At 68.5% G+C, this 25766-nt stretch carries 26 protein-coding genes; 12 read left to right on the top strand and 14 right to left on the bottom strand.

The annotated features are described in order from the left end of the window. Positions 1–202: 202 nt before the first annotated feature. Positions 203–394 carry a 50S ribosomal protein L32 gene (gene rpmF, locus H4O13_01400; protein ID MBE5314041.1) on the bottom strand — a complete coding sequence of 64 codons (192 nt, stop codon included), beginning with the start codon at positions 392–394 and terminating at the stop codon, positions 203–205. Between the two features lie 99 nt (positions 395–493). After that, the gene (locus tag H4O13_01395) at positions 494–1003 is read right to left on the bottom strand and encodes a DUF177 domain-containing protein (protein MBE5314040.1); all 510 of its coding nucleotides are present in this window, start codon (positions 1001–1003) and stop codon (positions 494–496) included. Between the two features lie 159 nt (positions 1004–1162). On the opposite strand from H4O13_01395, the gene H4O13_01390 reads away from it, so the two are divergent. Next, complete coding sequence (locus tag H4O13_01390; GenBank protein ID MBE5314039.1) at positions 1163–1639, top strand: hypothetical protein; 477 nt, start codon at positions 1163–1165, stop codon at positions 1637–1639. Positions 1640–1652: 13 nt separating this feature from the next. Here H4O13_01390 and H4O13_01385 read toward each other — a convergent pair whose 3' ends face one another. Further along, positions 1653–3539 (bottom strand): glycosyltransferase family 39 protein, encoded by a 1887-nt coding sequence (locus H4O13_01385; protein MBE5314038.1) that lies wholly within the window; start codon positions 3537–3539, stop codon positions 1653–1655. A gap of 72 nt (positions 3540–3611) precedes the next feature. Between H4O13_01385 and H4O13_01380 the strand changes: the two genes are divergently transcribed. Genes H4O13_01380 through H4O13_01365 form a run of 4 tightly spaced genes read left to right on the top strand, consistent with a single transcriptional unit; the run spans position 3612 to position 8110 of the window. Beyond that, positions 3612–4568, top strand: coding sequence for an AAA family ATPase (locus H4O13_01380; protein MBE5314037.1), 957 nt, complete (start codon positions 3612–3614; stop codon positions 4566–4568). A gap of 10 nt (positions 4569–4578) precedes the next feature. After that, entirely contained in the window at positions 4579–5550 is a 972-nt protein-coding gene (locus H4O13_01375) for a DUF58 domain-containing protein (protein ID MBE5314036.1), read from the top strand. Then, a complete protein-coding gene (locus H4O13_01370; protein ID MBE5314035.1) occupies positions 5547–7601 on the top strand; it encodes a DUF3488 domain-containing transglutaminase family protein in 2055 nt (684 codons plus the stop codon). Before H4O13_01375 ends, H4O13_01370 begins: the two co-directional genes overlap by 4 nt. Then, complete coding sequence (locus H4O13_01365) at positions 7598–8110, top strand: Slp family lipoprotein (protein ID MBE5314034.1); 513 nt, start codon at positions 7598–7600, stop codon at positions 8108–8110. The genes H4O13_01370 and H4O13_01365 overlap by 4 nt, the downstream gene beginning before the upstream one ends. A gap of 69 nt (positions 8111–8179) precedes the next feature. On the opposite strand, the gene H4O13_01360 is transcribed toward H4O13_01365, so the two are convergent. From H4O13_01360 to efp, 6 genes are all read right to left on the bottom strand, one after another. After that, a complete protein-coding gene (locus H4O13_01360) occupies positions 8180–9130 on the bottom strand; it encodes a GTP cyclohydrolase I FolE2 (GenBank protein MBE5314033.1) in 951 nt (316 codons plus the stop codon). A gap of 260 nt (positions 9131–9390) precedes the next feature. Next, positions 9391–10191 (bottom strand): hypothetical protein, encoded by an 801-nt coding sequence (locus H4O13_01355; protein MBE5314032.1) that lies wholly within the window; start codon positions 10189–10191, stop codon positions 9391–9393. After that, the gene (gene gph, locus H4O13_01350) at positions 10188–10838 is read right to left on the bottom strand and encodes a phosphoglycolate phosphatase (protein MBE5314031.1); all 651 of its coding nucleotides are present in this window, start codon (positions 10836–10838) and stop codon (positions 10188–10190) included. Before gph ends, H4O13_01355 begins: the two co-directional genes overlap by 4 nt. Positions 10839–10848: 10 nt before the next feature. Beyond that, positions 10849–11592, bottom strand: a complete 744-nt coding sequence (ubiG, locus tag H4O13_01345; GenBank protein MBE5314030.1) for a bifunctional 2-polyprenyl-6-hydroxyphenol methylase/3-demethylubiquinol 3-O-methyltransferase UbiG — start codon at positions 11590–11592, stop codon at positions 10849–10851. A gap of 70 nt (positions 11593–11662) precedes the next feature. Then, positions 11663–13000: a TRZ/ATZ family hydrolase gene (locus H4O13_01340; protein ID MBE5314029.1), complete on the bottom strand. Its 1338-nt coding sequence runs from the start codon at positions 12998–13000 to the stop codon at positions 11663–11665. 64 nt (positions 13001–13064) lie between these two features. Beyond that, on the bottom strand, positions 13065–13631 hold the full coding sequence (gene efp / locus H4O13_01335; protein MBE5314028.1) for an elongation factor P: 567 nt from the start codon (positions 13629–13631) through the stop codon (positions 13065–13067). 94 nt (positions 13632–13725) lie between these two features. Here efp and epmB point away from each other — a divergent pair, with 94 nt between their 5' ends. Together epmB and H4O13_01325 are read left to right on the top strand one after the other, a co-directional pair. Then, positions 13726–14766 carry an EF-P beta-lysylation protein EpmB gene (gene epmB, locus H4O13_01330; protein MBE5314027.1) on the top strand — a complete coding sequence of 347 codons (1041 nt, stop codon included), beginning with the start codon at positions 13726–13728 and terminating at the stop codon, positions 14764–14766. Positions 14767–15016: 250 nt separating this feature from the next. Next, positions 15017–17083 (top strand): EAL domain-containing protein, encoded by a 2067-nt coding sequence (locus H4O13_01325; protein ID MBE5314026.1) that lies wholly within the window; start codon positions 15017–15019, stop codon positions 17081–17083. A gap of 80 nt (positions 17084–17163) precedes the next feature. Here the strand turns inward: H4O13_01325 and htpX are convergent, their stop codons facing one another. Then, positions 17164–18045 carry a protease HtpX gene (htpX, locus tag H4O13_01320; GenBank protein ID MBE5314025.1) on the bottom strand — a complete coding sequence of 294 codons (882 nt, stop codon included), beginning with the start codon at positions 18043–18045 and terminating at the stop codon, positions 17164–17166. Between the two features lie 62 nt (positions 18046–18107). On the opposite strand from htpX, the gene gluQRS reads away from it, so the two are divergent. The 5 genes from gluQRS to H4O13_01295 all read left to right on the top strand — a co-directional run bounded on the left by gluQRS (position 18108) and on the right by H4O13_01295 (position 22193). After that, positions 18108–19040: a tRNA glutamyl-Q(34) synthetase GluQRS gene (gene gluQRS, locus H4O13_01315; protein ID MBE5314024.1), complete on the top strand. Its 933-nt coding sequence runs from the start codon at positions 18108–18110 to the stop codon at positions 19038–19040. 74 nt (positions 19041–19114) lie between these two features. Next, positions 19115–19855, top strand: a complete 741-nt coding sequence (gene phbB / locus H4O13_01310) for an acetoacetyl-CoA reductase (GenBank protein MBE5314023.1) — start codon at positions 19115–19117, stop codon at positions 19853–19855. Between the two features lie 206 nt (positions 19856–20061). Beyond that, a complete protein-coding gene (gene phaR / locus H4O13_01305; GenBank protein ID MBE5314022.1) occupies positions 20062–20583 on the top strand; it encodes a polyhydroxyalkanoate synthesis repressor PhaR in 522 nt (173 codons plus the stop codon). A 169-nt stretch (positions 20584–20752) separates the two neighbouring features. Then, positions 20753–21493: an acetoacetyl-CoA reductase gene (gene phbB / locus H4O13_01300; protein ID MBE5314021.1), complete on the top strand. Its 741-nt coding sequence runs from the start codon at positions 20753–20755 to the stop codon at positions 21491–21493. Between the two features lie 94 nt (positions 21494–21587). Beyond that, entirely contained in the window at positions 21588–22193 is a 606-nt protein-coding gene (locus H4O13_01295; GenBank protein ID MBE5314020.1) for a DUF479 domain-containing protein, read from the top strand. A gap of 24 nt (positions 22194–22217) precedes the next feature. Here H4O13_01295 and H4O13_01290 read toward each other — a convergent pair whose 3' ends face one another. The 4 genes from H4O13_01290 to phaE all read right to left on the bottom strand — a co-directional run bounded on the left by H4O13_01290 (position 22218) and on the right by phaE (position 25713). Further along, positions 22218–22799, bottom strand: coding sequence for a hypothetical protein (locus H4O13_01290; GenBank protein MBE5314019.1), 582 nt, complete (start codon positions 22797–22799; stop codon positions 22218–22220). Between the two features lie 142 nt (positions 22800–22941). Further along, on the bottom strand, positions 22942–23499 hold the full coding sequence (locus H4O13_01285; GenBank protein MBE5314018.1) for a hypothetical protein: 558 nt from the start codon (positions 23497–23499) through the stop codon (positions 22942–22944). An 18-nt stretch (positions 23500–23517) separates the two neighbouring features. Then, the gene (locus H4O13_01280; protein MBE5314017.1) at positions 23518–24582 is read right to left on the bottom strand and encodes a class III poly(R)-hydroxyalkanoic acid synthase subunit PhaC; all 1065 of its coding nucleotides are present in this window, start codon (positions 24580–24582) and stop codon (positions 23518–23520) included. A gap of 27 nt (positions 24583–24609) precedes the next feature. After that, positions 24610–25713 (bottom strand): class III poly(R)-hydroxyalkanoic acid synthase subunit PhaE, encoded by a 1104-nt coding sequence (gene phaE / locus H4O13_01275; protein MBE5314016.1) that lies wholly within the window; start codon positions 25711–25713, stop codon positions 24610–24612. Positions 25714–25766: the final 53 nt, after the last annotated feature.

Raw genomic sequence — 25766 nt, 5'->3', positions numbered from 1 at the left:
GTCAGCACGGCCAGCGCAGCCACGCCTGCGGTCCTCAATCCGCCCAGCTCGGTGCGCTGGATGCGGGTGCGCGTGGCGAGCCTCCGCGGCGTCCGGGCGAAGTCTTCCGCAAACGCTGGCCACGACAAAGGCGGCAGGTCTTGCGACCTGCCGCCTCGGGTCACACTCAGGGCCGCGTCCGCTGATGCGGACGCCGAACGCCTTACTCGGCGTCGACCGCCGACTTGACGTTGATGACCTTCTTGCCGCGGTAGAAACCATCCTTGGTGATGTGATGGCGCAGATGGATCTCACCCGTGGTCGGGTCGGTCGCCAGCTGCTTCGCGGTCAGGGCGTCATGCGAACGGCGCATGCCGCGCTTGGAGGGGGTGACGCGGCTCTTCTGCACTGCCATGGGGGTTCTCCGGCTTCAATCTTCGGTGTTGCGTTTGCGTGTCTGGGGTTCGGCCTTCTCAGACCAAGCCCCGCGTGGGCTGTGGAGCACGCGGCTCCGTCAGTTCTTCTTGAGCGCCGCCAGCGCGGCGAAAGGGTTGGGCTTCGCTTCGGGCTCGGGCTCCGCGACCCCCACGTGCGGAAGGGGAAGCTCGGCGTCGGACCGCGCGGGCACCAGCGGCAGCGCAAGGATCAACTCGTCCTCGATCAGGTCGCGAGGATGCAGCTGCCGATCTTCCGGCAGCAGCAGCGGCTCGTAACCCTCGGGCAGACCGGCTTCGTCAGCTTCCTTGCGGATCAGGCCCAATCGCTGCAGCACGTCCAGCGGATGCTGGTAGGGCTCCAGCGTGCGCTGGCAGGTCAGCCAGGGCGCGCAGCGGACGCGGATCTCAAGAAACTCGACGCCGACCGCGTCACGCCCGAACTCAAGCGCATACGCGACCTCGCCATCGGCGCGCTCCAGCGCTTCGGCGAAGCGCGGCAGCAGCGATATCGGCAGGCTGCCCTCGAAGCAGCGCCGACCCGACAGCATGCGCGCGGCATCGACCGTCTCGGGCAGGTTCGTGGACATAAGCGCGGCATGATAGGCGGCGCGTGGGAACGCGTCAAACCCGGGCAGCGCGCACAGTTCACGGAGATGGCGCGCTGCACTGAGCCCAGTTGCGTTGCCGCGAGGGAAGCGCTTGGTTCAGACTCGGCCGCCTGCCCTGCCGCCCTGGATGCCTACGGCGTGGAACTGATCCTTGTCCTTCTCGCAGTCTTCGCCCTGATCGGACTGATTGCCTGGATTCCCTTCCAGCGCGCGGCCAGCCGCCAGCGTGCCCTCATCCGCCTGTTGGAAGGTGCCGACGAGATGGAGCGGCTTCTGCATCGCACGCGCGATCGAATGAGCGCCATGCAGGACGTGGTCGGACGCGTACCTGCGGACATCGGTGCGGTGGCGCGCGCTTCGCTGGACGCAGACCAGCGCGTGCAGCAGGCCTTGCGCGATCTGCTGGAGCATCGCCTGTGGATCTCGCGCCATGGCGCCACCGCCAGCCTGCAGGCGCTGAAGCAGGCCGAAGCCGCCCTGCAGCGGGCCCGCGCCACCATCGCCGGACAGCTTGAACGCTTGGAAAGCGCCGGCGCCGAACTCGACGACGCCACCCAGGCGGTGATCGAACAGGCCGCGCGCGAGCCGGCAGCGCTGCGCCGCTCGGCGGACTGAGGCGGCGCGCCGCTCAGTCGCCGATCTTCAGCCTCGCCATCGGCAGCACGCGCGCCACGCCATCGGGCCCGACGAGGCGCAGAGAGAGCACGCGCTCGCCGCGCAGTTCGTATGGCGCCTCTACGCTCGCCTCGATACCGACCCGCGGATGCCGCGGATCCGTGGAACCCGGCCACTGCTCAAGCACGCCAGGGAAGTCCAGATCGCTGAGCGCTTGCGCCACCACCACCTGGTCGAGCAGCACGTCGACCCGCGCGAGCCCGTCGGCATCGCGAATCGCCCAACCCGACACGCGGAAACGCGCGTCCACACGCTGGCCGTCGAGCGGGGTATCGAGATAGGCCAGCGGCGCGAAGCGGCAGCGCGGTCCCGCGTCGGCGCGCTGCTCGAACACGAGGTAGCGCTGAGCGCCGCCGTGCAGTTGGATCTCATCGACCCAGCGAAGGCCGGGCAGGCGCGCGCAGAGCTGCTGCTGCCAGGGCTGACGCGCACGCAGGCCGAGTGCGGTCTCCTCGACAATCACCAGACGCGCAGGATCCGCGGCGGGCAGCCACGCGGATTCGTCCTGCGCCCACAGCGCAAGCTGCCGCGCGCGTCCATGCTTGGCGTTGCGCGCGTGGTCCAGCACGCCGAAGCCGGCATCACCATCGCGCGCCTGCACCAGTCGCGCCGCCAGCAGGAAGTTGTCGGCGACCACCCGCGTGTCCGGCGGCAGGCCGGCCAGCCGGGCATCAACGGCGGCCATGACTGCGCTGATGTCAGTAAAGTTGTCGGCCAGATCGATCTGCTTCGCCAAGACGGCGCGCCCCGAAGGCAGGGCGAGCAGCAGGCAGAGCGCCCAGGTGGCCGCAGCACCCAGGCTGAGCAGCACCCAGGTCCAGCGCCGCAGCGCAGAACCGGCCTCACCGAGTCGACGGGCCAGCAGCGGCAGCAGCGCCAGTTGGCCGACCAAGGGCCAGTGGAAGGACACCCGCTCGCGATCGGCGAACAGGCCGATCAGAAACAAGGCCATCAGCAATCCGCCACCTGCAAGCGCCAGCAGGGCCGGCCCGGGCGAGTGCACGCGCTCGCGCCAGGCCCGCGGCAGGGCCAGCAGCATGAGCGCCCAGGCGAGCGGCGTGGCGAGCAGGGCCTGCTCCAGCGGCACCGCCAGCGCGATCGGCTGGAAGCTCCAGGGGTGGCGCTCGACAAACTGGAAGCGCCATCCCGCCTGCTGGCCGCTGGCGTCGAACAGCAGCAGCGGCAGCCAGGCGCACAGCCCGAGCAGGCCGACCGCCCACAGCCGCGGATGGCGCAGCAGCTGGCGCGCCGCCGGAACGCAAAGCAAGGCCAGCCCACCCGCCGCCAGGACGGCCAGAAAGCGGTAGTGGGTGAAGGCCCCCAGGCTCAGCCCGATCAGCAGCTCGCAGAGCGGCAGCACCGCGCGCGACCAGCTTGCTGCAGGGCCCAAGTCCAGCAGCCGGAGCAGCGCATGCAGGCACAGCATCGCCGCCATCAGCAGGGATGGCTCGGGCAGGGCCATGAGTCCGTTGATCGACAGCAGGGGCAGCAGAAGAGCCAGCAGCCCCGCCTGCCAGCGCCAGGCGCCAAGCCCCGAAGCGTCGGCGATACGCATCAACTGCAGCGGCAGCAGCGCGCCCAGCAGCAGGCTCGTGAGGCGGATGCCGAGCTCGGACTCAAGCGCGGCGCGTCCCACCAGGATGCCCCAGGCGGTGAAGCCCGGCAGGTCGGAGTAGGCCCAGGCGGGGTGCCGCGATTCCCACGCATAGAAGGCCTCGTCGCCGAACAGCGGCAGCTGCGCCGCGAGCAGCGCCCGCCCGACCAGAAGGAATACCCAAGCGCCCCAGAACAGGCGAGGCAGCCACGCGGAGGACGCCGACGTGACGCCGTTCACAGGCATGCCGCGCTCACTGCTGCGGGTCTACACTCCCGCGCTTCCGCGATTTCGATCGTCTGCTCCAAGGACCTGCCCATGCCCGCCACTGCCCGAACGGCCGCGATCCTACCCGAGGCAAGCCGCAGCGCCCTCGGCGCAGCGCTCGCCCAGGTCAACGGGCTGGTGCTGGGCAAGCCGCGTGAGATCGAACTCGCCTTCGCCTGCCTGCTCGCTGGCGGCCATCTGCTCGTGGAGGATCTGCCCGGGCTGGGCAAGACCACGCTCGCGCGCTCGCTGGCAGCCACCCTGGGCCTCGAATTCCAGCGCCTGCAGTTCACCGCCGACCTGCTGCCCTCGGACATCCTCGGCGTCTCGGTCTACGAGGCCGAGCAGCGCGGCTTCCGCTTCCATCCGGGGCCGGTGTTCACCCAGCTTCTGCTGGCCGACGAGATCAACCGCGCGCCGCCGCGCACGCAGAGCGCCCTGCTGGAGGCCATGGCCGAGCAGCAGGTCACCATCGACGGCACCTGCCATGCGCTGCCGCATCCCTTCTTCGTGATCGCCACGCAGAACCCGGTGGATCTCTCGGGCACCTTTCCGCTGCCCGACTCCCAGCTGGACCGCTTCCTGCTGCGCCTGTCGATGGGCTACCCCGAAGCCGCACACGAGCGCGCCATGCTGGCCGGGGCCGACCGCCGCGAGCTGATCCAGCGCTGCACACCCCAGCTCTCGGCGCAGGACGTGCTCGCTCTGCGTGACGCGGTCGCCGCCGTGCATGCCTCCGAGGCCCTGGTCGATTACGTGCAGCGCCTGCTGGCGGCCAGCCGCAGCTTCGTTGGCCTTCGCGTGGGCCTGTCGCCGCGCGCAGGCCTCGCCCTGCTGCGTGCGGCTCGCGCCCATGCGCTGCTCGGCGGGCGCGCGCACGTGCTGCCCGAGGACGTGCAGGCGCTTTTCGTCGAAGCCACTGCACATCGCCTGGTGGTCGAGTCCGGCCGCGGGAGCGCCGAGGAGATCGCCCGGCGTTTGCTGGCCTCGGTGCCGGTCGAAGCCTGAGTCGCTGAGCATGCGCGCGCTGGCCGCCCGCACCTGGCGTTTCGCGCTGGCCCAGGCCGAGCGCCGGCTGCCGGCGCTGACCCGTCTGCGCGAGACCGAAGCGCTGCCGATCGAGATCCACCGCCGGCGCATCTATGTGCTGCCCAGCCGCTTCGGCCTGTTCTTCTGCCTCCTGCTGGCAGTGATGGCCGCCGGCGCCCTCAACTACAACAACAACCCGGCGCTGATGCTGGTGTTCCTGATGGCCTCCAGCGTGCACACCGCTCTGCTGCGCGGCTGGCTTGGGCTGTCGGGCCTGCGTCTTGTGGAGATCGCTGCCGCGCCCGTGCACGCCGGCGAGACCGCCGAGCTGCGGCTTCGCTTCGAGGGCGAAGGGCGACGCGCGCGTCGCGGCCTGTGCGTCGAGCGCGAAGGCCGCGCGCGGGTGTTCGAAGCGCTGCCGGAGCGCCATGTGAGCGTGAATCTGCCCTATGCCACCGCGCGCCGCGGGCTGCACCCGATCGGTCGCATCAAGCTTTCGACGCGGTGGCCGCTCGGCCTCTTTGTGGTCTGGAGCTGGCTGAACCCGCAGGCGCAGGTGCTGGTGTACCCCCGACTGGAAGACCAGGCCCCGCCCTTGCCCGGCGACGGCGCCAGCAGCGGCGTACGCCGGCAGCGCAGCCCCAGCGAGGAGGTCCACGGCCTGCGCGAGCATCGGCAGGGCGATCCGCTGCGCCTGATGGCCTGGAAGCGCAGCGCCCAGCTCGGCAAGCCCATCGTCCGCGAGTTCGAAAGCCCGGCCGGTCTGGAAGTCCGGCTCGACTACGCCCAGCTGCTGCACCTGCCGCCTGAACAGCGCATCGAGCGCCTGGCCCGCTGGCTGGTCGAGGCTGAGCGCCGGGGCCTGGTCTCCGAGCTGATCCTGCCCGGCGAGCACCTCGGCCCCGGGCGCGGCGACGGGCACCTGCACGCGGGCCTGCGTGCCCTGGCGCTGCTGCCATGAGCGCGCTGATCGCCCGCTTCGGCGCTCTGCTTGGCCGTGAACCCGCGCCCCTGCCGCGCCTGTCGCTGCCGGTGTTCGGCTGGTGCGTCGCCGCCGGCCTCGCAGCCCTGCTGCCGCTGGGCTTGCAGCTCAGCGGCTGGCTGGGTCCGCTGCTGTTGCTGCTGGGCCTGGCCGGCGCCGGTGCAGGCCTGCGGGGCGCCCACATCCCGGCCTGGCTGCGTTTGCTGTTGACGCTGGGCGTGGCTGGCGTGGTGCTCTACATCTACGGCTTCAAGTTCGGCCGCGACACGGGCGCCGGCCTGCTGGCCACCATGCTGGCGCTGAAGCTGCTGGAGACGAACACGCTGCGCGACGCACGCGCCCTGCTGAGCTTCAGCCTGTTCGCGATCATGGCCGCGTTCCTGCAGGACCAGGGCCCGCTGACCCTGCTGCTGGCGCTGCTGTCGGCGGTGCTGATCCTCACCGCGCTGGCAAGGGTCAGCGAAATCGAAAGCGGCAGCCCCACGGAAGCTCCCGGGCTCGCACGCCGGCTGCGCGCCACGGGCCTGCTCATGCTGCTGTCGCTGCCGCTGGCGGCGGTGGGCTTTCTGCTCTTCCCGCGGCTGCCGCAGCCGCTGTGGGGGCTGCCGGAGAACTCGGATCAGGCGAAGACCGGCCTGAGCGATCGAATGAGTCCCGGCGACATATTGAATCTGATCGGCGACGACACTCCGGTTCTGCGCGTCGAGTTCATCGGAGCTCGGCCAGAGGAGCAGCGGCTCTATTGGCGAGGTCCGGTCCTGACCCAGTTCGATGGTCGAACCTGGGCATTCTCGCCATGGTTGTCGCAGCCGCAGCCCTTGCCTTCAGCCCTTCGCGAAGGCGAGCGATTCCGATATCGGATGACCCAGGAACCCAATGAGCGTCACTGGGTTGTCGGTCTTGACGCGGTGGATCCTCGGACGCTGGCGGCGACTGAAGGCCTCCAGCTTCTGCAGGACGACAGCGTGGTTTCGGCGAGGCGGCTCACCGATGTCATGCGCTTCGAACTCGAGTCCACGATCGAAGGCGTCGTCGCGACGTCGCTGTCTGCGCACATGCGCAGGCAAATGCTGAGGCTGCCGGAGGAGTTCAATCCGCAAACGCTCGCCCTGGTTCAAGGCTGGCAAGCTGAGGGGCTCGACGACGATGCGCTGGTGTCAAAAGCGCTGGAGCTGTTCAACCGGGAGTTCAGCTACTCGCTCAGCCCCGCTCCACTGGGTCGGCACAGCGTTGACGAATTCATGTTCCAGACCCGCGAGGGGTTCTGCGAACACTTCGCCTCAGCTTTCACGGTGATGATGCGGATGGCGGGCATTCCGGCTCGCGTCGTCACCGGCTATCAGGGTGGCTTCTACAACCCCATCGGCGACTATGTGCTCGTGCGTCAGTCCGATGCGCATGCCTGGAGCGAAATCTGGATGGACGAGCGCGGCTGGGTCCGTATCGATCCAACCGCCGCGGTGTCCCCGCAGCGGATTGAAGGCGGGAACTCGATCGACGCGGAATCCCAGTCGGGGTGGAAGTCGGGTCTTGGCCCCCTGCTCGACGCCGCCGACTGGCTGCGCCACGGCTGGAATACGCTGGTGCTCGGCTTCAATGCGGCGCGCCAGCGCAGCCTGCTGCTCAGCTTCGGCATCGATGCCAGCGACTGGCGCGAGCTCGGGCTGGCGCTGGCCGGGGCGTTCGGCCTCGCGCTCGCGCTCACGCTTTGGCTGGTGCTGCGCGGCGGCCCGCGCAGCGCCGACCCGCTGGTCGCGGCCTGGCTGCTGTTCTGTCGAAGGCTTGGCAAACTCGGCATCGAGCGCCGCGCCGATGAAGCGCCACTCAGCTTTGGTCGCCGGGCGGCGGCGGCGCTGCCCCGGCTGGCCGCGGATCTGCTTGAACTCACTCGGGCTTACAGTGCCCAACGTTACGCTGCCGATGCCGATGACGCCGAGCGCGCCCGCCTGATCCGCGCGCTGCGAGCCTTCCGCCCGCGACGGCATCGAGCGACTGTTCCTTCCTCTGCACCGACAGGAGTCAAGCCATGAGTCCACGTCTTCGCTCGCTGCCCATCGCATGCGCGGTGCTCGCGCTCAGCGCCTGCGCCTCGGGGCCCAAACCCATCCGCGGCGAATTCAGCACCCTCAGCCCGGAGCAGGCCAGCCAACAGGGCACGCCGGGGGCCAGCGTGCGCTGGGGCGGCAGCCTCATCTCGGTCGAGCCTGAGGCAAGCCGCACCTGCTTCACCGTGCTGTCGCGCCCGCTGCGGTCGGACGGCAAGCCGCAGTTGAAGCGCGAGGTCACCGACGGCCGCTTCATCGCCTGCCGCAGTGGCTTCTACGACCCGGCACTGTTCGCGGAAGGCCGCGATGTCACCTTCACCGGCCGGATCAGCGGCTTCGAGCCGCGCGCCATTGGCGGCTACAGCTTCAACTATCCGCGACTCGATGCCGAAGTCGTCTACCTGTGGGAAGAGCGCGAGGAACGCATCGACCACCGCTATGCCTATCCCTTCCGCTCGCCCTACTGGGGTCCGTGGTGGCGGCCGTTCTGGTAAGCGCGGGCCCGCGCTGAAAACGAAAACCCCGGCACAAGGCCGGGGTTCTCGTTGCGGGGTGCTTTCGGCTCAATGGTGCTCGGAGAGCCGGGCGATCCAGTCCAGGCCGCTTGCATAGCCACCGGGCACGCCCTTCACCGCCACCGCCACCGCGTTGTGCGGATGCAGGCTTTCGTAGTGCGAGGCGCGCACCCAGAAGTCGGCGATGCGCTCGTCAGCGTTCAAAGCGGCCTGCATGCGACGCGCGGCGTCCTCGCAGAACATCAGGTTCTCGCCGTTCAGCAACGCGAAGGCCTGCTCGTCCTCGCGCTTCACCGCAGACTGCACTGGTGTCTTCAGCGCGCCCTCGACGCGGTCGATCACGTCGATGATCGGGAAGTTGGCAAACGAGGGCAGCAGGCGCACGCGAACCTCGGCCGTGGACCGCTGGCTGTGCGGCGTGGCGCGAATACCTCGCTCGGTGCCCAGCCACGCCAGGACGGAGTCCCGGTCGATGCCCGCGCCCGAAGGGAAGTCCGTCTGGAACTGCTCCTGGATGAGCTGCCGCGCCAGCGCCGCCGAACAGGGGCAGGTGCTGGAGTACGGAATCTGCACCGACAGCTCGACCTGGAACTGGCCGTGCTCCATCAGGCCCGTGATCACGCAGGGGTAGCTCTTCCAGCCGGAGTTGTCGCTCTTCAGCGCGCGGCGGCGCACCAGATGCTCGAACTCGACGCGCACGAAGGCACGGTCAGACAGCTCCGCATGCGACTCGAGGAAGTCCTTCAGCAGACGGCGCAGGCTGGTCGGCGACAGCGCCTCGTTCGAGAGGGTCTTGTCGACGTGCAGGTACAGCCGCGACATATGGATGCCGCGCACGTCTGGACGCTTCAGGTTGACGAAGGCGGTAACGCGCGCTCCCGAAGTGACCGTCTGCCCTTCGGCGTTGGCCACGCTCACCGGCACTTCGATCTGCCCCATGCCCACCCAATCGAGCACGCCAGCAACGGCGGGCTTGGCTTCGGAGGCGATGTCGGGCATTGCGCGCACGGCGTTGTCGGCAATGGGTGGGGACACAGGTGTCTCCTCGTAATCGGTCATGGGATTGGCCGGCTGCACCTTAGGTGGGGGGCTGTCGCCTTCACGTCAAGCCTTCACGATCGTGCATGCACATTTGCTGCGGACCCGAAGGCACCACGGCGCCGGGCAGAGTCGGCGTTCCAGGGGCTGCGCGCGACTATACCGGCTGCGAGCTGAGCGCTCTCGCACACAGGCGACAACACTGTGTCCCGCGAAGCACCTCAGCCGGGCAGCGGCGCGCTGCCGCGGGCGGCCCGCCACAGCGCAAGCATCAGGCCGAAGCCGCGCGGCGGCGCAAGCTCGCCGTGGCGCGACAGCCGACTCAACTGCCACGTCAACACAGCCGTCTGCAGCGCTCGTGGCCGCGCGCTGCGGCTGCCTGTGGAGGCGCGCTGCTCACGCAGTGCCGCCGCGAAATCCCGCGCAAACGCAGCGCGTTCGGTGCGCTTGTCGGGCTCGGCCAGGTGCGAGGGCGCCAGCCCATGCCGGGCCAGCAGGTTGCGCGGCAGCCGGGCCTGCGCGTGGTGCCCCAGCGCGGCGCGCTGCTGGCGACGCAGCAGCAGCTCGATGGCAATGTCCGATTCCGCGCTGTCACCGCCGAACAGCGCGCGCTCCAGCTGATCCAAAGCGAACGCCAAGGGGCGCAGCGCCGACAGCGACTGTTCGACCGAGCCCGGCGCCAACTCACGCTCGATCAGACCGAGGGCCGCATGCGGCAAACCGCGCCACAGTGCGGCGTCCGCCGCGCGTGCGGCTGGCAAATCAAAAAAGGCCTGCACCAGCGGATGACGCCCCTCGCCGCGCGCTCCGCGCTCCAGCTCCTCCGCCCACCAGCCCAGCTTGGTGTGGGCAATGAAGGGTTCGGAAAGCTCGAAGCAGGCCTCCTCGATCTCGTCCTGCAAGGCATACCAGAGCGCGATGCGATCGCGCTGCGCGGCCGGCAGGAAGATCGTCTGCTGGGCCAGTTCGGGACGACGCGCCTCCAGCTTCTGGATCTGCGCCTGCAGGCTGGCCTCGCTCATACCGCACGCTCGCGCAGCAGGGGCTCGTCCAGCACATGCAGCGGGGCGCTGATCACCCGCTGTGCGCCCCAGGCCGCCGGCGGATGCGCCGGGTCGAAGTAGCCCCAGTCCACGGCGATGCCACGCAGGCCGGCCGCGTGCGCGGCCTCGATGTCGCGCGGGTCGTCGCCCAGGTACAGGCTGGCGGCCGGCGCGGCGTCGATGCGCCGGCAGGCTTCCAGCAGGGGCATGGGGTGCGGCTTGCGCTGCGGCAGGCTGTCGCCGCCAATCAGCACCGCGCAGCGCGGCAACAGGCCCAGCGCCTCGCAGAGCGGGCGGGCCAGGCCTTCGGCCTTGTTGGTGACGATGCCCCAGCGCAGGCCCCGGGTTTCGATCGCATCAAGCAGCGCGGCGACGCCGGGGAAGAGACACGAATGCGCGGCCACCGCCGCGGCATAGACGTTCAGGAACTCGGCCAAGGTCGATTCGTCCTCGGGCGCGAATCCCGGCAACGAGGCGCCCAGCATGGCGCGCGCGCCACGCGAAACGAAGGGCCGAAAGCGCCCCATCGCGAGGGCCTCAAGCCCGCGCCGCGCGCGCAGCACGTTCGCTGCATGCAGCAAATCGGCGGCGCTGTCGACCAGGGTGCCGTCGAGATCGAACAGCACCGCCCCACGCTCAGCCACGGCCCGCCTCCGGCTTGACTGCACAGGCGAGGTAGTTGACCTGGGTGTGCCCCCCCACCGTCGCCGAACGCGTCAGCGGGTTGTAGTGCAGGCCGCTGACGTCCTCCAGCTCCAGGCTCGCGCGACGGAGTGCGCCGGCGAGCTCGGACGGACGGATGAACTGGGCGTAGCGGTGGGTGCCGCGCGGCAGCAGGCGCATCACGTACTCGGCGCCGACAATAGCGAGCCCAAAGGCTGCAGGCGTGCGGTTCAAGGTCGACAGGAACAGACGACCGCCGGGCTTGAGCAATCGGGCACAGGCCTCGACGATCGAAGCCGGGTCGGGGACGTGTTCGAGCATCTCCATGCAGGTGATGGCGTCGAAGCGCGCAGGGCAATGCTCGGCCAGCGACTCGACCGACTGCTCGCGGTAGTCGACCTTCAGCCCGGATTCGTACAGGTGCAGTCGCGCCGCCTCCAGCACTTCGGGAGACAGATCCAGGGCGGTGACGCTGGCGCCACGCGAGGCCAGCGCCTCGGACAGCAGACCGCCTCCGCAGCCGACGTCGAGCACCTCGGCACCATCCAGTCCCACGCGCTCGGCGACGTAGCCGAGACGCGCGGGATTCAGGTCGTGCAGGGGCCGGGCTTCCCCGTTCGGGTCCCACCAGCGCGCGGCCAGCTGGCCGAAGCGCGCAAGCTCGGCGGGGTCGACGTTCTCGCGGCGCGAGCTTTGGTTCACAGCGGGGGGGTTCATCGGTGACTCCAGTGCGCAGGGGACGCCACTGCGCAATAGGCATTGAAGATTCGGCTGCGGCCGCGCGCGCTCAGTGGCGGCGCGGAATGCCGGCGATCCGCGTGCGCCATTCAGCCACGCGCGCCATCAAGGCTTCGAGATCGACATCGACCAGCTGGCGATCGCGCAGGCGCGCGCGACCGTTGATCCAGACATCGCTGACCTGCTGGCGCGCGCCGGCGTACACCAGCTGCGAGATCACGTTGTAGAACGGCTGCGATTCGGGCTGATCGAGATCGACAAGCACGAGGTCAGCCGCTTTTCCGGGCTCGATCGAGCCGATGGTGTCTTCCATCCCCATCGCCCGGGCGCTGCCGAGGGTGGCCATGCGCAGCGCGCTGGGGGCATCAAGTGCCGCGGCATCCATCGCCACGCCCTTGGCCAGCAACGCGGCGGTGCGCATCTCGCCGAACATGTCGAGATCGTTGTTGCTGGCGCAGCCGTCGGTGCCGAGTGCGATGTTGGCGCCGGCGCGGCGCAGGGCCTCGATCGGGCAGAAGCCCGAAGCCAGCTTGAGGTTGGATTCCGGACAATGGCCGATCGACACGCCCTGGGCCGCGCACAGCTCGATTTCGGCGGGCGTGAGCTGGGTCATGTGGATGGCCAGCAGCTGCGAGTTCACCAGGCCCAGCCGCTGCAGGCGTGCCAGCGGGCGCTGCCCGTACTGCTTGAGCGAGTCCTCGATCTCCTGCGCAGTTTCATGCACGTGGCAGTGCACGACGAGGCCCATCTGGTCGGCGAGCAGGCGGATGCGTTCGAAGCTCGCGTCCTTCACCGTGTAGGGCGCATGCGGCACGAAGGCGGTGTTGACCAGGGCGTCGCCGCGCAGGGCGTCGTGCAGCTCCAGGGCCTTGTCGAAGTACTCGTCGTCCGAGGCGGCCCAGGCGGTGGGGAAATCGATCACCGGCAGGCCGACGCAGGCGCGGAAGCCCATCCGCCGGTAGGTGGCGGCGGCGGCATCAGGGAAGAAGTAGTTCTCGTTGCAGGTGGTGGTGCCGCCGCGCAGCATCTCAACCACCGCCAGTTCGACGCCGCAGCCGACGAACTCGCGGCCGATCACCGCGCCCTCGACCGGCCAGATGTGATCGTTCAGCCAGGTCATCAGCGGCAGGTCATCGGCCAAGCCGCGCATCAGGGTCATGGGGTTGTGCACGTGGACGTTGACGAGGCCCGGAATCAACACGGACCTGGGACGGCTCACGGTCTCGCGGGCGGCGTAGCGCGCGCGCGCCGCCGGGATCGGCAGCAGCTCGACGATGCGGCCGGCGTCCACCGCCACGGCGTGCTGCTCCAGCACCACGGCATGCGGCTCGACGGGCACCACCCAGCCGGCCTCGATCAGCAGGTCGATCTCACGCATGCGCTCCATGCCTCCTGTACGGTTTCCAGTCGCCCTATAGCACCGACCCGGCGCAGGGCCGGGTCGGAGGGGCTTACTTGACTCGGCTCACGTATTCGCCGCTTCGGGTGTCGCAGCGGATGAATTCGCCGTTCTCGATGAACAGCGGTACGCGCACCACGGCACCGGTTTCGAGCTTGGCCGGTTTGCCGCCGCCCGAGGCCGTGTCGCCACGCACGCCGGGGTCGGTCTCGACGATCTGCAGCTCGACGAAGTTCGGCGGGGCCACCGACAGTGGTGCGCCGTTCCAAAGCGTCATCACGCACATCTCCTCGCCCTTCAGCCACTTGGCCGCATCGCCCATGGCGGTGGCGTCGGCGCTGAACTGCTCGAAGCTGTCGGGCTGCATGAAGTTCCAGAACTCGCCGTCGCTGTACAGGTATTGCATGTCGGTATCGACGACGTCGGCGCCTTCTACCGTTTCGTTGGCCTTCAGCGTCTTCTCCGTGGTGCGGCCGTTCTTCAGGTTGCGCACGCGGATGCGGGTGAAGGCCTGGCCCTTGCCCGGCTTGATGAACTCGGCCTCGACAATGACGTAGGGGTCGCTGTCCAGGATGATCTTGAGTCCGTTCTTGACGTCGTTCAGACCGTAGGTGGCCATGCGTGCTCCGGAGTAATGAAGTTCGAGCCGCAGGCTGCGGCTAAACTATCGGGTTTTCGGTGATCGCCGGCGAATCGCCGGCCAAAGAGGCGAAATGATAAGCGCAAACCCGCGGAGCGCGCAGCCCGCCGCGACCGAGGGCTCGTCCGGCGACTGGCGTCGACTGTGGCGGGACGCCATCACGGATCCCCTGGAGCTGCTGCATGTACTGGGGCTGGAAGCGCTGGCCGAACGCCTGCCCGCGGATGCGGCCGGCTTTCCGCTGCGGGTGCCGCGCGGCTTTGTCGCGCGCATGCGCCACGGCGACCCCCACGACCCGCTGCTGCGCCAGGTGCTGCCGCTCGATCTGGAGACCCTTGAGGTCGAAGGTTTCGGGCTTGATGCCGTGGGCGACACGGCGGCCCGCAGCGGTCGCGGCGTGCTGCAGAAGTACCAGGGCCGCGCCCTGCTGGTGGCCACGGGCAGCTGCGCCGTGCACTGTCGGTACTGCTTCCGCCGCCACTACCCCTACGCGGAAGACAGTGCGGCCGCGAACGCCTGGCAGGCTGCGCTCGACACGCTGGAGGCCGATCCGAGCGTTGACGAGGTGATCCTGAGCGGCGGCGATCCGCTGTCGCTGTCGACCGCCAAGCTGCGCGAACTCAGCGCGCAGCTGCTCGCCCTGCCGCAGGTGCGCCGCCTGCGTCTTCACAGCCGGCTGCCGGTGGTGCTGCCCGAGCGCGTCGATACCGATCTCATCGACTGGCTGGCCGCCCTGCCCCTGCAGAAGGTGATGGTGATTCACGCCAACCACGGCCGCGAGTTCGATGCCTCGGTCGCCCGCGCGCTGTCCGCGCTGCGAGCGGCGGGCCTGACCGTGCTGAACCAGGCGGTGCTGCTGCGCGGCATCAATGACACGGTCGAGGCTCAGGTCGACCTCGCTGAGGCGAGCTTTGCTGCCGGCGCTCTGCCCTACTACCTGCACCAGCTAGACCGCGTTGCCGGTGCCGCGCACTTCGAGGTGCCCGACACCGAAGCGCTGGCGCTGGAGGCCGCGCTGCGCGGGCGGCTGCCCGGCTACCTCGTGCCCAAGCTGGTACGCGAGCGTGCGGGAGCCAACAGCAAACTGCCGCTGGTGCTCACGGCCGAAACGTGAAGCTCCTAACAAGGTGAACGACGGAGCGCGATGGGCGTTTGCGCACTCCTCGCGATTTGGACACACTCCGATGTCTTGCAGAACAGGCGGCCAGCGTTAGCGTTGGGCCGACCTGCGGCGCGCAGGGCGCGATGGATGGCATCGCCCGGCGCCGGCAGCATCACCAGCCAAAGGTCCGTTGGGGGGCGGGTCCGGCAGGCAGGCAGCTTCGGCTGCGTGCCCGTCGCAATCGCAGTTTCAAGGGAGTTCGATGGCCAAACAGGAAACCGTGATCCGACTGCTGCAGATCGAGGACAACCTCGAAGACGCAGAGTCGATCGTCAGCGCATTGCGCAATGGCGGCATCGCCGTTCGCAGCGCTCGCCCCGAAACCATTGATGAGCTTGTCGATCAGCTCGGCAAACAGCAGCCCGACCTCGTGATCGCGGCCTGGGGCGGCAAGCGCCTGCCTTTCGCCGAAGTTGCGCAAGCGGTGCGCAAGGCCGGCCGCCATGCGGCCCTGGTTGCCAGCCACTCAGGCATTGATGAAGCGACCGTGCTTGAAGCGTGTGCACAGGGTGCCTTCCACATCGTGCTGCGCCAGCGACCGGAGCAGATCCTGCCAACGCTCAAGCACGCCTGGCTTGCCACCGAGGCGCGGCGCAGCCAGCAGCGGCTGGAGGAAGCCCTGCGCGAAACCGCGCGCCGCTGCGACGCGCTGATCGACTCATCGCGCGACCCCATCGCCTACGCTCACGAAGGCATGCACATCCGCGCCAACCACGCCTACCTCGAAATGTTCGGCTATACCGACTTCGAGGAGGTCGAAGGCATGCCCTTGCTCGACCTGATCGCGCCCAGCCACGCCGGCGAGTTCAAGGCCCTGCTGAAGCGCCTGAGCAAGGGCGAGCCGCCGCCAGACAAGCTGGAACTGAAGGCCATGCGCGCCGACGGCATCGATTTCGACGCGGTCATGGAGTTCGCCCGCGCCAGCTACGAAGGTGAGCCGTGCCTGCAGATCGTGTTCCGCAAGCAGTTTGTCGACAGCGAAGAGCTGCAGACCCTGCGCGAACGTGACCAGGTGACGGGCCTGCTGAATCGCCAGGTCTTCCTGGCCGAGCTGGAAGCGGCCGCGGCCCGCGCCGAGAGCGGCGCCAAGGATCAGGCTGCGCTGCTGATCGAGGTCGACAACTTCGGCAATCTGCTGAACGACATCGGCCTGGGCCACGCCGACACCCTGCTGGCCGATGCGGCCACCCTGCTGCGGCACACCTTGGGCGACGACGTCCTGCTGGCGCGCTTTGCCGACCACACCTTCGGACTGGTGTGCCGCGGCAGCAACCACGCACAGACGCGTGAGCTGGCCGAGCGCGTGCGCACGGCTTTCGAGGGCCACATTCTTGAGATCGGCAGCCGCTCGGCGACCCTCACGGTCAGCATCGGTGGCGTGCAGATGAGCGACAAGTCCGGCCCCGCGCAGCAGGTGCTGGGCAAGGCCGGCCAGTGCCTGCAGGCGGCGATTTCAGAGGGCGGCAATCGCCTGTCGCTGTTCGACCCGGCCGCCCGCGACCGCGCCGAGGAAGAGCGTGTTCGCACCTGGGTGGCGCGTATCCAGCAGGCGTTGAAGTCGGGCGACTTCGTCCTGCACTACCAGCCGATCATCAGCCTGCAGGGTGAGCCGGTCGAGTTCTACGAAACGCTGCTGCGTATGCGGGTGGGCGACGGCGAGATCGCGCCGCCGCTCGCCTTCCTGCCGATCGCGGAGGAGCACGGCCTGATCGAAAAGGTCGATCGCTGGGTGCTCTCGCACGCGATCGCCGTGCTGGCCAAGGTCAAGACCGAACACGCGCGCCGCCTGCTGGTGAAGCTGACCCCGCAGAGCATGCAGGACCCCAGCCTGCCCGGCTGGATCGCCAACCTGCTCAAGCAGACCGGCGTCCGCGGTGACCAGCTGGTGTTCGGCGTGCCCGAGACGCGCGTGATGACCTATCTCAAGGGCGCCAAGGACTTCCAGCGCGCCGTGGCCAAGCTCGGCTGCGGTATGTGCCTGGAGCAGTACGGCGCCAGCACCCACTCGCTGGACGTGCTGAAGCATCTTGAGCCCACCATGCTCAAGCTGGATCGCAGCTTCACCGAGGATCTGGGCCGCAACAGCGAGCACCAGGCCAAGGTGCGCGAGCTGGCCGCGCGTGCCGGCGACCTCGGCAAGTCGACGATTGCCGAGTTCGTGCAGGACGCCGCCAGCATGACCGTGCTGTTCACCAGCTCGGTGCACTTCGTGCAGGGCAACTTCCTGGCTGCGGCTTCGCCCGAGATGAACTACGACTTCAACATCTGAGGCGAGCACCGAAAGCGCAGAACGCAGAAGGCCCGGATCACTCCGGGCCTTCTGCGTTCTGCGGCTGGAACTGCGCGGGCTCAGGCGGCGCGGCGCAGGGCCTCAATACGCTCCGGCAGCGGCGGGTGGCTCATGAACAGGCGCTGCAGGCCGGACGCCATGTGGCCGCTGATGCCGAAGGCGGCCACTTCCTTGGGCAGGCTGTTCTCGCCGTGCTGGGCCTGCAGGCGCTCGAGCGCGGCGATCATCTTCTGCTTTCCGGCCAGCTTGGCGCCGCCCTCGTCCGCGCGGAACTCGCGTTGACGGGAGAACGCCATGGTGATCATCGACGCCAGGATGCCCAACACCACCTGCGCGACGAGGGTGACGATGAAGAAGCCGATGCCGCCGCCCTCGCCCTCATTGCGGAAGATCACGCGATCGACAAAATTGCCGATCAGGCGAGAGAGCACGATCACGAAGGTGTTCAGCACACCCTGCAGCAGGGCCATGGTGACCATGTCGCCATTGGCGACGTGGGCCACTTCGTGGGCCAGCACGGCCTCGGCCTCGTCCCGGCTCATGCCGCGCAGCAGGCCGGTGGACACGGCCACCAGCGAGTTGTTGCGGCTGGGGCCGGTGGCGAAGGCATTGATCTCGGGGGCGTCGTAGATCGCCACCTCCGGGCACTTGATGCCGGCGGTCTGCGCCTGCCGCTGCACGGTCTGCAGCAGCCAGGCTTCCATTTCGTTGCGCGGCTGCTCGATCACCTGGGCGCCGGTGCTGCGCTTAGCCACCCACTTCGACATCGCCAGCGAGATGAAGGAGCCGGTGAATCCCAGCACCAGGCCGAAGACCAGCAGGCCGATGAAGCTCTGGCCGCGCGCGGCCATTGCCATATCGAGCCCCAGCAGCTTGAGTACGATGCTCGCCACCAGCAGCACGGCGATGTTGGTGGCGACGAACAGGAGAATGCGCTTCATGGTTCAAAACCTCGGATGCGTGGACCAGGTCCGCGGACGGACGCCAGAATGGATTAGGGAGCGTGGAGCCTAATTCAAGACCATCGGCCGCGTCAGATTCAGCCTACATCGGCCGTTTCGCGCCCTCGCCCACCGGGCCGCTGCATCTGGGCTCCCTGCTCGCCGGCCTGGGCAGCTGGCTCGCCGCGCGCAGCGTCGGCGGCCTCTGGCGCGTGCGCATCGAAGATGTCGACCGCACGCGCGAAGTGCCGGGCGCAGCCGCCGACCAGCTCGCCACCCTGCGCGCCTTCGGCCTGGAGCCCGACGGCGAGGTGGTAGTGCAGAGCACGCGAGGCGAACTCTATCGCAGCGCGCTCGATCGCCTTTTGCGCAACCGACTCGCGTTTTCCTGCCGATGCAGCAGAAGTGACCTGACAGCGGCGGGCGGGCTTCATCATCGCTGCGTGGCCGAGCCATCGGGGCATGCCGAGGCGATTCGCCTGCGCGTACCGGCCGGCCCGGCCAGCCGGATCGCTTTCGTGGATCGCCTGCACGGTCGGATCGAGCAAGCGGTTGACGAGGCTGTGGGCGATTTCGTTCTTCTGCGTGCCGACCGCTGCTGGGCCTACCAGCTCGCCGTAGTCGTCGACGACGCCGCGCAGGGCGTCACCGAGGTTGTGCGCGGCGCCGATCTGCTGGACTCCACGCCACGGCAGATCCTGCTACAGCGCGCCTTGAACCTGCCAACGCCCGCGTACGCCCACTTGCCGCTGGTCGTGGATAGCGAAGGACGCAAGCTCTCGAAGTCGCTGTCGGCGCTGCCCCTTGACCCCAGCGACCCGCTGCCAGCGCTGCGCTGGTGCTGGGCGTCACTGGGCCAGCCCACCGCGATCGTGCGCGATGCAGGCTCGCCGCAGGCGCTGCTGCGCCGTGCCGCGTCTGAATTCGAATTCAGCCGTATTCCACTCGGACGCAGCCTTGCCCCCGGTCAAAACACGGTCGCAAGCCCTGTATAAACTCGGGGGCTGCCGCGCGGATCCGGCCCGCGCGACACGCCACCAACGAGCCGGTCGACAATGGGAGAGGGAGCATGACAGCACGCGTTGCGCTGGTGACGGGCGGTACGGGCGGAATCGGCACGTCGATCTGCAAGCGGCTCGCGCAGATGGGCCACAAGGTGGCGACCAATTACCGCAACGAGGCCAAGGCGCGCGAGTGGCAGGCGGCGCTCAAGGCTGAGGGTTTCGACATCGCGATCGTGCCCGGCGACATCAGCAGCCCGGAGGGCGGCGCGGCGATCGCCAAGGCCGTGGCTGACACGCTCGGCCCGGTCGAAGTGCTGATCAACAATGCAGGCATCACGCGCGACGGCACCTTCCACCGCATGAGCGCCGAGCAGTGGCACGAGGTGATCAACACCAACCTGAACTCGTGCTTCAACATGACCCGCCCGGTGATCGACGGCATGCGCGATCGCAAGTGGGGCCGCATCGTGCAGATCAGCTCGATCAACGGCCTGAAGGGCCAGTACGGCCAGGCCAACTACGCCGCGGCCAAGGCCGGCATGCACGGCTTCACCATTTCGCTCGCACGCGAAAACGCCAAGCTCGGCATCACCGTCAACACGGTCTCGCCCGGCTACGTGGCCACCGACATGGTCATGGCCGTTCCGGAAGAAGTGCGCGCGAAGATCGTCGCCGACATCCCCACCGGCCGCTTGGGCAAGCCCGAGGAAATCGCGTATGCCGTGGCGTTTCTTGTCTCCGAGGAAGCCGCCTGGATCACCGGCTCCAATCTGGACATCAACGGCGGCCACCACATGGGCTGGTAACATGTGAAACCATTGGCGCGGCGCAGCGCCGCCGCGCCAGTGGAGCCAACCCCCCGAAGACGCTGGCCCTTGCGGCGTTGCTGCATACCGTGACCATCGCCCCGGGCTGCCCAGGATGGGCCGTGCCATCTTCCTCAAGCGAAGCCGCGGCGCCCGTCGAAGAGCCGAGCGCGCGGCCCCTGCCAGCCCAGAGAGCCTCGACGCCCATGCCCAAGCCCCGGGTCATCAAGAAGTATCCGAATCGCCGTCTGTATGACACCGAGATCTCCAGCTACATCACGCTGGAAGACGTGCGTCAGCTGATCGTCGACGGCGAAGAGGTCGAGGTGCGCGACGCCAAGACCGGCGAAGACCTGTCCCGCTCGGTGCTGCTGCAGATCATCTCCGAGCACGAGGAAAAGGGCTCGCCCATGTTCAGCACCCAGCTGCTGAGCCAGGTGATCCGCTTTTACGGCGACAGCCTGCAGGGCTTCATGGGCAGCTACCTCGAGCGAAGCATGCAGCTGTTCCTCGACCAGCAGCATCAGTTCCGCAATCAGCTCAACAGCCTGCTGGGCAAGACGCCCTTCTCGATGCTCAATCAGCTGACCGAGCGCAATCTCGATCTGTGGAAAAGCTTCCAGGAGGGCATGCTGCGCCCCGGCGCTACGCGCCCGGAAGCGCCCGCCAGCGAGGCGAAAGACAAGCCTGAGCCTCCGACCAGCGGCAGCAAACCGCGTCCTCGCTGAGCGTTGTCGATTCCAGCTGAGTGCTGCGGACAGCACCCGCACTTGAAGCCGCTGAGGCGGCGCAGACGATCGCTCTGGGAGCCATCGCTGTGCGCGCAGCGGTAGCTTCGGCGCGGGCCTGCGCAGCATCATCCAGCGCTAGCTGCACATTGCATTCGGGATACGCTCAATGACCCCACGTATCGCCCTCGTCACCGGCGGCACCGGCGGAATCGGCGCCGCCACCTGCCAGGCCCTGGTCGCCAGCGGTCACCGTGTGATCGCCGCGGATATCAGCCTGCCGGAAGCGCGACTCGCCGAGCTGCGCGCCCTGCCCGGCCTGGCCGATCTCGAGACCCTCGCGCTCGACGTCAGCGACCACGAGGCCTGCGCCCGCGCGATCGCCGAGATCATCGCCCGCCACGGCCGACTCGATGTGCTGGTCAACAGCGCGGGCATCACTCGCGACGCGACCCTGCGCAAGCTGGAGAAGCACCACTGGGACGCCGTGCTTGGGGTCAACCTCAACGCGCTCTACCACCTGTGTCGACCGGCGATCGAGCCGATGATCGCCCAAGGCTATGGCCGCATCATCAACATCAGTTCGATCAACGGTCAGACCGGGCAGTTCGGCCAGACCAACTACGCGGCCGCGAAAGCCGGCGTGCACGGCTTCACCATGGCGCTGGCGCGCGAAGTGGCGGCCAAGGGCATCACGGTCAACTCGGTGGCCCCGGGCTACTGCGACACGCCGATGGTGCAGACGATCCCGCAGCCGGTCCGCGAGAAGATCCTGCAGCAGATCCCGGTCGGCCGCATCGCCCAGCCAGCCGAGATCGCCCGCGTGGTCGACTTCCTGGCCGCCGAAGGTTCGGGCTATATCACCGGCGCCCTGCTGCCGGTCAACGGCGGGCTGTTCATCAGCTTCTGAGGCTGGCCCTGCCACGCCAGCTCGCGCGTTCCTGCGCGCAGCCCCTGCGATCTCGGGCCGTCCCGAGGCGAAGGCGCCGAGGCACACTGCGGCCATGAACTACCTCGCCCATCTCCACCTCGCGGATCACAGCGAGGATGCCCTGCTCGGCGCGCTGCTGGGCGACTTCGTGGTTGGCGCCGATCTCTCGTCCTGGGCTCCCGAGGTGCAGCGCGAGATTCGCCTGCATCGCCACATCGACAGCTACACCGACGCGCATCCGCAGGTGCTCGCACTGAAAGCGCTGTTTCCGCAGGGCCAGCGGCGATTCGCAGGCATCGCTATGGATGTCTACTTCGACCATCTGCTGGCGCGCGACTGGGCTGACTATTCGAGCCAGCCGCTGGAGGCATTCAGCCAGCGCGTCTACGCCCTGCTGCTGCGACGGCTGCCTGAGCTGCCGCCGCGCCTGCAGCGCATCGCCCCCCTCATGGCCTCGGGCGACTGGTTGAGCAGCTATCGGCAGCGCGCGAGCGTGGATCGGGCGTTGAGCCGCATGGCTGCACGCCTGTCCGGCGGCGGCGCGGGTCTTGTCGCACTCCTGCCGGGCCTGACCGCGCATGCGACACGTATCGAGGTCGGGTTCAGGGCCTTCTTTCCCGATCTGCAACGCGAAGCCACGCATGCAAGGCGACGCTTGCAGGGCCGCGGCTGGCCATGAAGCGCCGCCGCACTCGCGTCGCGATCAATCGGCATAGCCCTCGCGGCGATCGCGCAAGCCGGCGCGATGCTTGGCGAGCAGGCGGCGCATCAGTACATGGGCGGCGGCCCGCCAGGCCTCGTCCAGCAGCACCGGCGAATCCCGCAGCTGTTCCAGGCTGAAGAAGGGCAGATCGGGGCTGTCGATGTCGACGAACTCGCGGCCGTGCCACAGGTACTCGCCGGTGCCTGAGACCAGGCTCAGGCTGGCGCCGAGCTGCGGCTTCATCAGACTGGAAAAGTTGCGCTCGGCGAGCCCGACACGCCCCGGCTGCAGCAGCCAGCGGCTGCCGCGCGGCGCGCGAATCCTGGCCGCACCGAAGCTGGCGTCGAAGGCCGCACGAAGGATCCGCTCACGATCTATGCCGTGGGCGCGCTCAAGGTCCTGGATCAACCCAATGTTGTCGTCCTTGGCTGTTTGGAACACCACCGGCACGGCCTCGCGCAGCACTTCGGCCGAGGGCCCGTGATAGCCGAAGGCCCAGTGCCGGCCGTCAATTTCCAGCGGGGCGCGGGTGGCACAGCCGGCGATCAGAAAGAGCAGCAGCAAAGCGGACAAGCGCGACACGCAGCGCATGCGAAGACCCCAGGGAAGCCCGCGAACGTCGGGCGTGCCGCGCAGTGTTGAGGCAGGGAGCGAGGCTGCCAATACCGGATGCGTCAAGTCGCGTGTTCCGCATCCCGCGTGTCCGCCAGCCGCGGCAGCACGCTCACTCGTCGATCGAGGACACGCGCCTCTGTTCGAATACGTTGCCGGTGCGGTAGTTGGAATACACGAGGTGTTCGCCGCTGATCTCGTGCACGCGATAGACCTCCTGGAACAGTGCCGGCTCGCTATCGACCTCGGTGATCAGGCTCGCGTAGATGCAGCCGGTGATGGCCCAGTAACCGCGTTCCCGGGATTGCACCGTGCCATCCTCAAGAAGAAAACGGATCTCGAAGCGACCATCGGCGCGACGCACATTGCGCCAGCGGGAGGTCTCGCCATTGGCCAACCGGCTTGAACCCTCCCAGGTCCCGATGTGCATCTGCAGTGTCGATTTCACGCAGGGGCTTTGATCCCGGTAGGCGCGCGTCTGCAGCCCGCGCTCCATGAACGGGGCGGGCTCGGTCCATATCGGTGCTTCTCGTTGCGCCGCGAGCCGCAGGGGGAACACGACGACCTGCATCACGATCGCACTCCCCACAGCCCCGGCGAGCAGTCCCAGCAGCAGCCACACCCAACCCTTGAGGTCATCGCGCGCGACGACCTTGTCGTGCTCTGTCATGCGGCACTCCCCATGCGCTCAGCGCTTGCGCAACCACTCCTCGATCGCCCCCGGCACCTCGCGCTGGGCGCGGCCGGAGACGTAGATGCCGATGTGGCCGCCGCGGAAGCTGATCTCGGTGTAGTCGCGGGTGCCGGCGGCGGCCTTGAGCGCGCGCGAGGCGTCCGGCGGCACCAGATGGTCCTGCTCGGCGTAGATGTTGAGCACCGGGCAGCGCACATTGCCGAGGTCGACGCGCTGCTCGCCGATGAAGACGTCGCCGCGCAGCAGCTTGTTGCCCTGGTAGAAGTCCTTGATGAACTGCCGGAAGGCCTCGCCCACCTGATCCGGCGAGTCGAAGATCCAGCGCTCCATGCGCACGAAGTTTTCCACTTCCACCGGGTCGTCCATCTGCTCGACGAAGCCGATGTACTTCTGAAGGAACAGGCGGTAGGGCTTGAGCGTGAGGTAGCAGAGGTTCATCAGGTCGGCGGGCACATTACCCAGCGTGTCGACGAAGAGGTCGACGTCCAACCCGCGCGTCCAGCTGCTCAGCATGTTGTCCGGGGTATGGAAGTCCACCGGTGTGACCATGGTGATCAGGTTGCGCACGCGCTCGGGGTGCAGGCTGGTGTAGCACAGCGAGAACGCGCCGCCCTGGCAGACGCCGAGCAGGTTGATCGCGGCCAGCTTATGGCGACGGCAGACCTCGAGCACGCAGGCGTGCAGGTAACCGTTGATGTAGTCGTCGAGCGTCTCGTAGCGGTGGCTGCGGTCCGGGTAGCCCCAGTCGATGATGTAGACGTCCTCGCCGCGGGCCAGCAGCTGCCGCACCAGCGAGCGGTCGTGCTGCAGGTCGACCATGTAGGGCCGGTTGACCAGGGCGTAGCAGATCAGGATCGGCACCGCAGCCGTGGGTTCGCGCTCGCCGCGGTAGCGGTACAGGCAGACGCGGCCGTCCTGCCAGATCAGCTCCTTGCGGGTGGCGCCGTAATCGACATCGCCAGCGCGCTGCAGGCTGTCAATGCCCTCGCGCAGCTTGCGCTGGGCGTCGAGCAGGTCCTGCATCAGCTTGGCGGGAGTGAAGCCCAGCGGGCCGATCATCGAGGGAAGGTTCATCGGCTGCATGGATCAGCGTCCCTTGCGTGCGCGGGCGGGCGCCTTGGGCGTGACCGCCGCCAGCGGCGGCAGTGCTTTCTTGCGGCTGGCGCTGGCCTTGACCGCCCGCTTCGCCGCGGCCTTCGCGGCCGGCTTGGTGGCCTTGGCGCGGGGCTTGGGTAACGGCGCTTGGCTGGCGCGTGCGGGTTCGGCCTGGGCCTGCGGCTCGACCGTGCGCGATGCCGGCGACGGCGCGGGCGCGGGGCGCGACGCGCTCGCGCTGCCCTGCGCGGCCAGCTCCAGCTCGGCCAGACGCTGCTTCAAGGCGCGGACTTCGCGGCTCAGCTCGTGCGTGCGCTTGTGGTTGGAGTCGAGCTCGGTGCGCGAGGGCAGGCCCACGGCCTTCAGCTGCTCCTCGACGATGGCCATGCCGCACTGGCGCAGTCGCATCTGCGCATTGACCAGCTCACCATAGACGTGGCGGTACTCGGGGCCGAGTGCGATCTGGGCGAAGGCTTCCTCGCTGGCATCGACCCACAGGTCGAACAGCGCTCGCGCCGACGCCAGCTGCTTGCCGGGCTCGCTGTGGGCGCGCAGTTTGGTCTCGAAGCGGCCCATACCCTCGCGCTGCACCTTCTGCATCAGCGTGCTGTAGCGCTCCATCACCGCCTGCAGATCGATCTGCGCCTGGGCGAAGGCCTGCCAGCGCTGCTGGTGCTCGCGCATCAGGCCCAGCGGTGCGGCACCCAGCGCACCGCGCAGCTCGGCGGCAAAGCCCGGCGAGCCGCCGGCGGCCATCGGCGCGAGAAAGCTCGGCACCATCAGCGCAGGCGGGATGGCTGGCGCATCGCCGAAGGTCTTGCGCCACAGCTGAACCACGCTGTCGACATCGAAACTCTGCGCCTGCAGCGCCGGCAGCAGGGCCTGCTGCAGCTGGGCGTACATGTGCTGGGCCTGACCGAAGAGGTCGCCCCCCGGCATCGGCGGAGCCGGCGCGCCGAACATTTGCTGGACGGCCGCGAACGGCGACGGTGGCGGCGCCGGCTGCGGCCGCGCGAAGGAACTCCAGAACCCCATCACCTGCTCGGCCATGCGCGCAGGATCGAAGGCGGAAAAATCAGGCGTGGCGGCGCTCATCGGAGCCTCGTGGCGCAAGGGAAATTGCGGTTCGCAGCGGCCTCGCGAAAAAC

It is taken from the genome of Lysobacterales bacterium, assembly GCA_014946745.1.
In the GTDB taxonomy this organism is placed as follows: Bacteria; Pseudomonadota; Gammaproteobacteria; order Xanthomonadales; family Xanthomonadaceae; genus Aquimonas.
The sequence above is the reverse complement of the archived record's forward strand: the minus strand, read 5'-3'. Positions and strand labels throughout refer to the sequence as shown.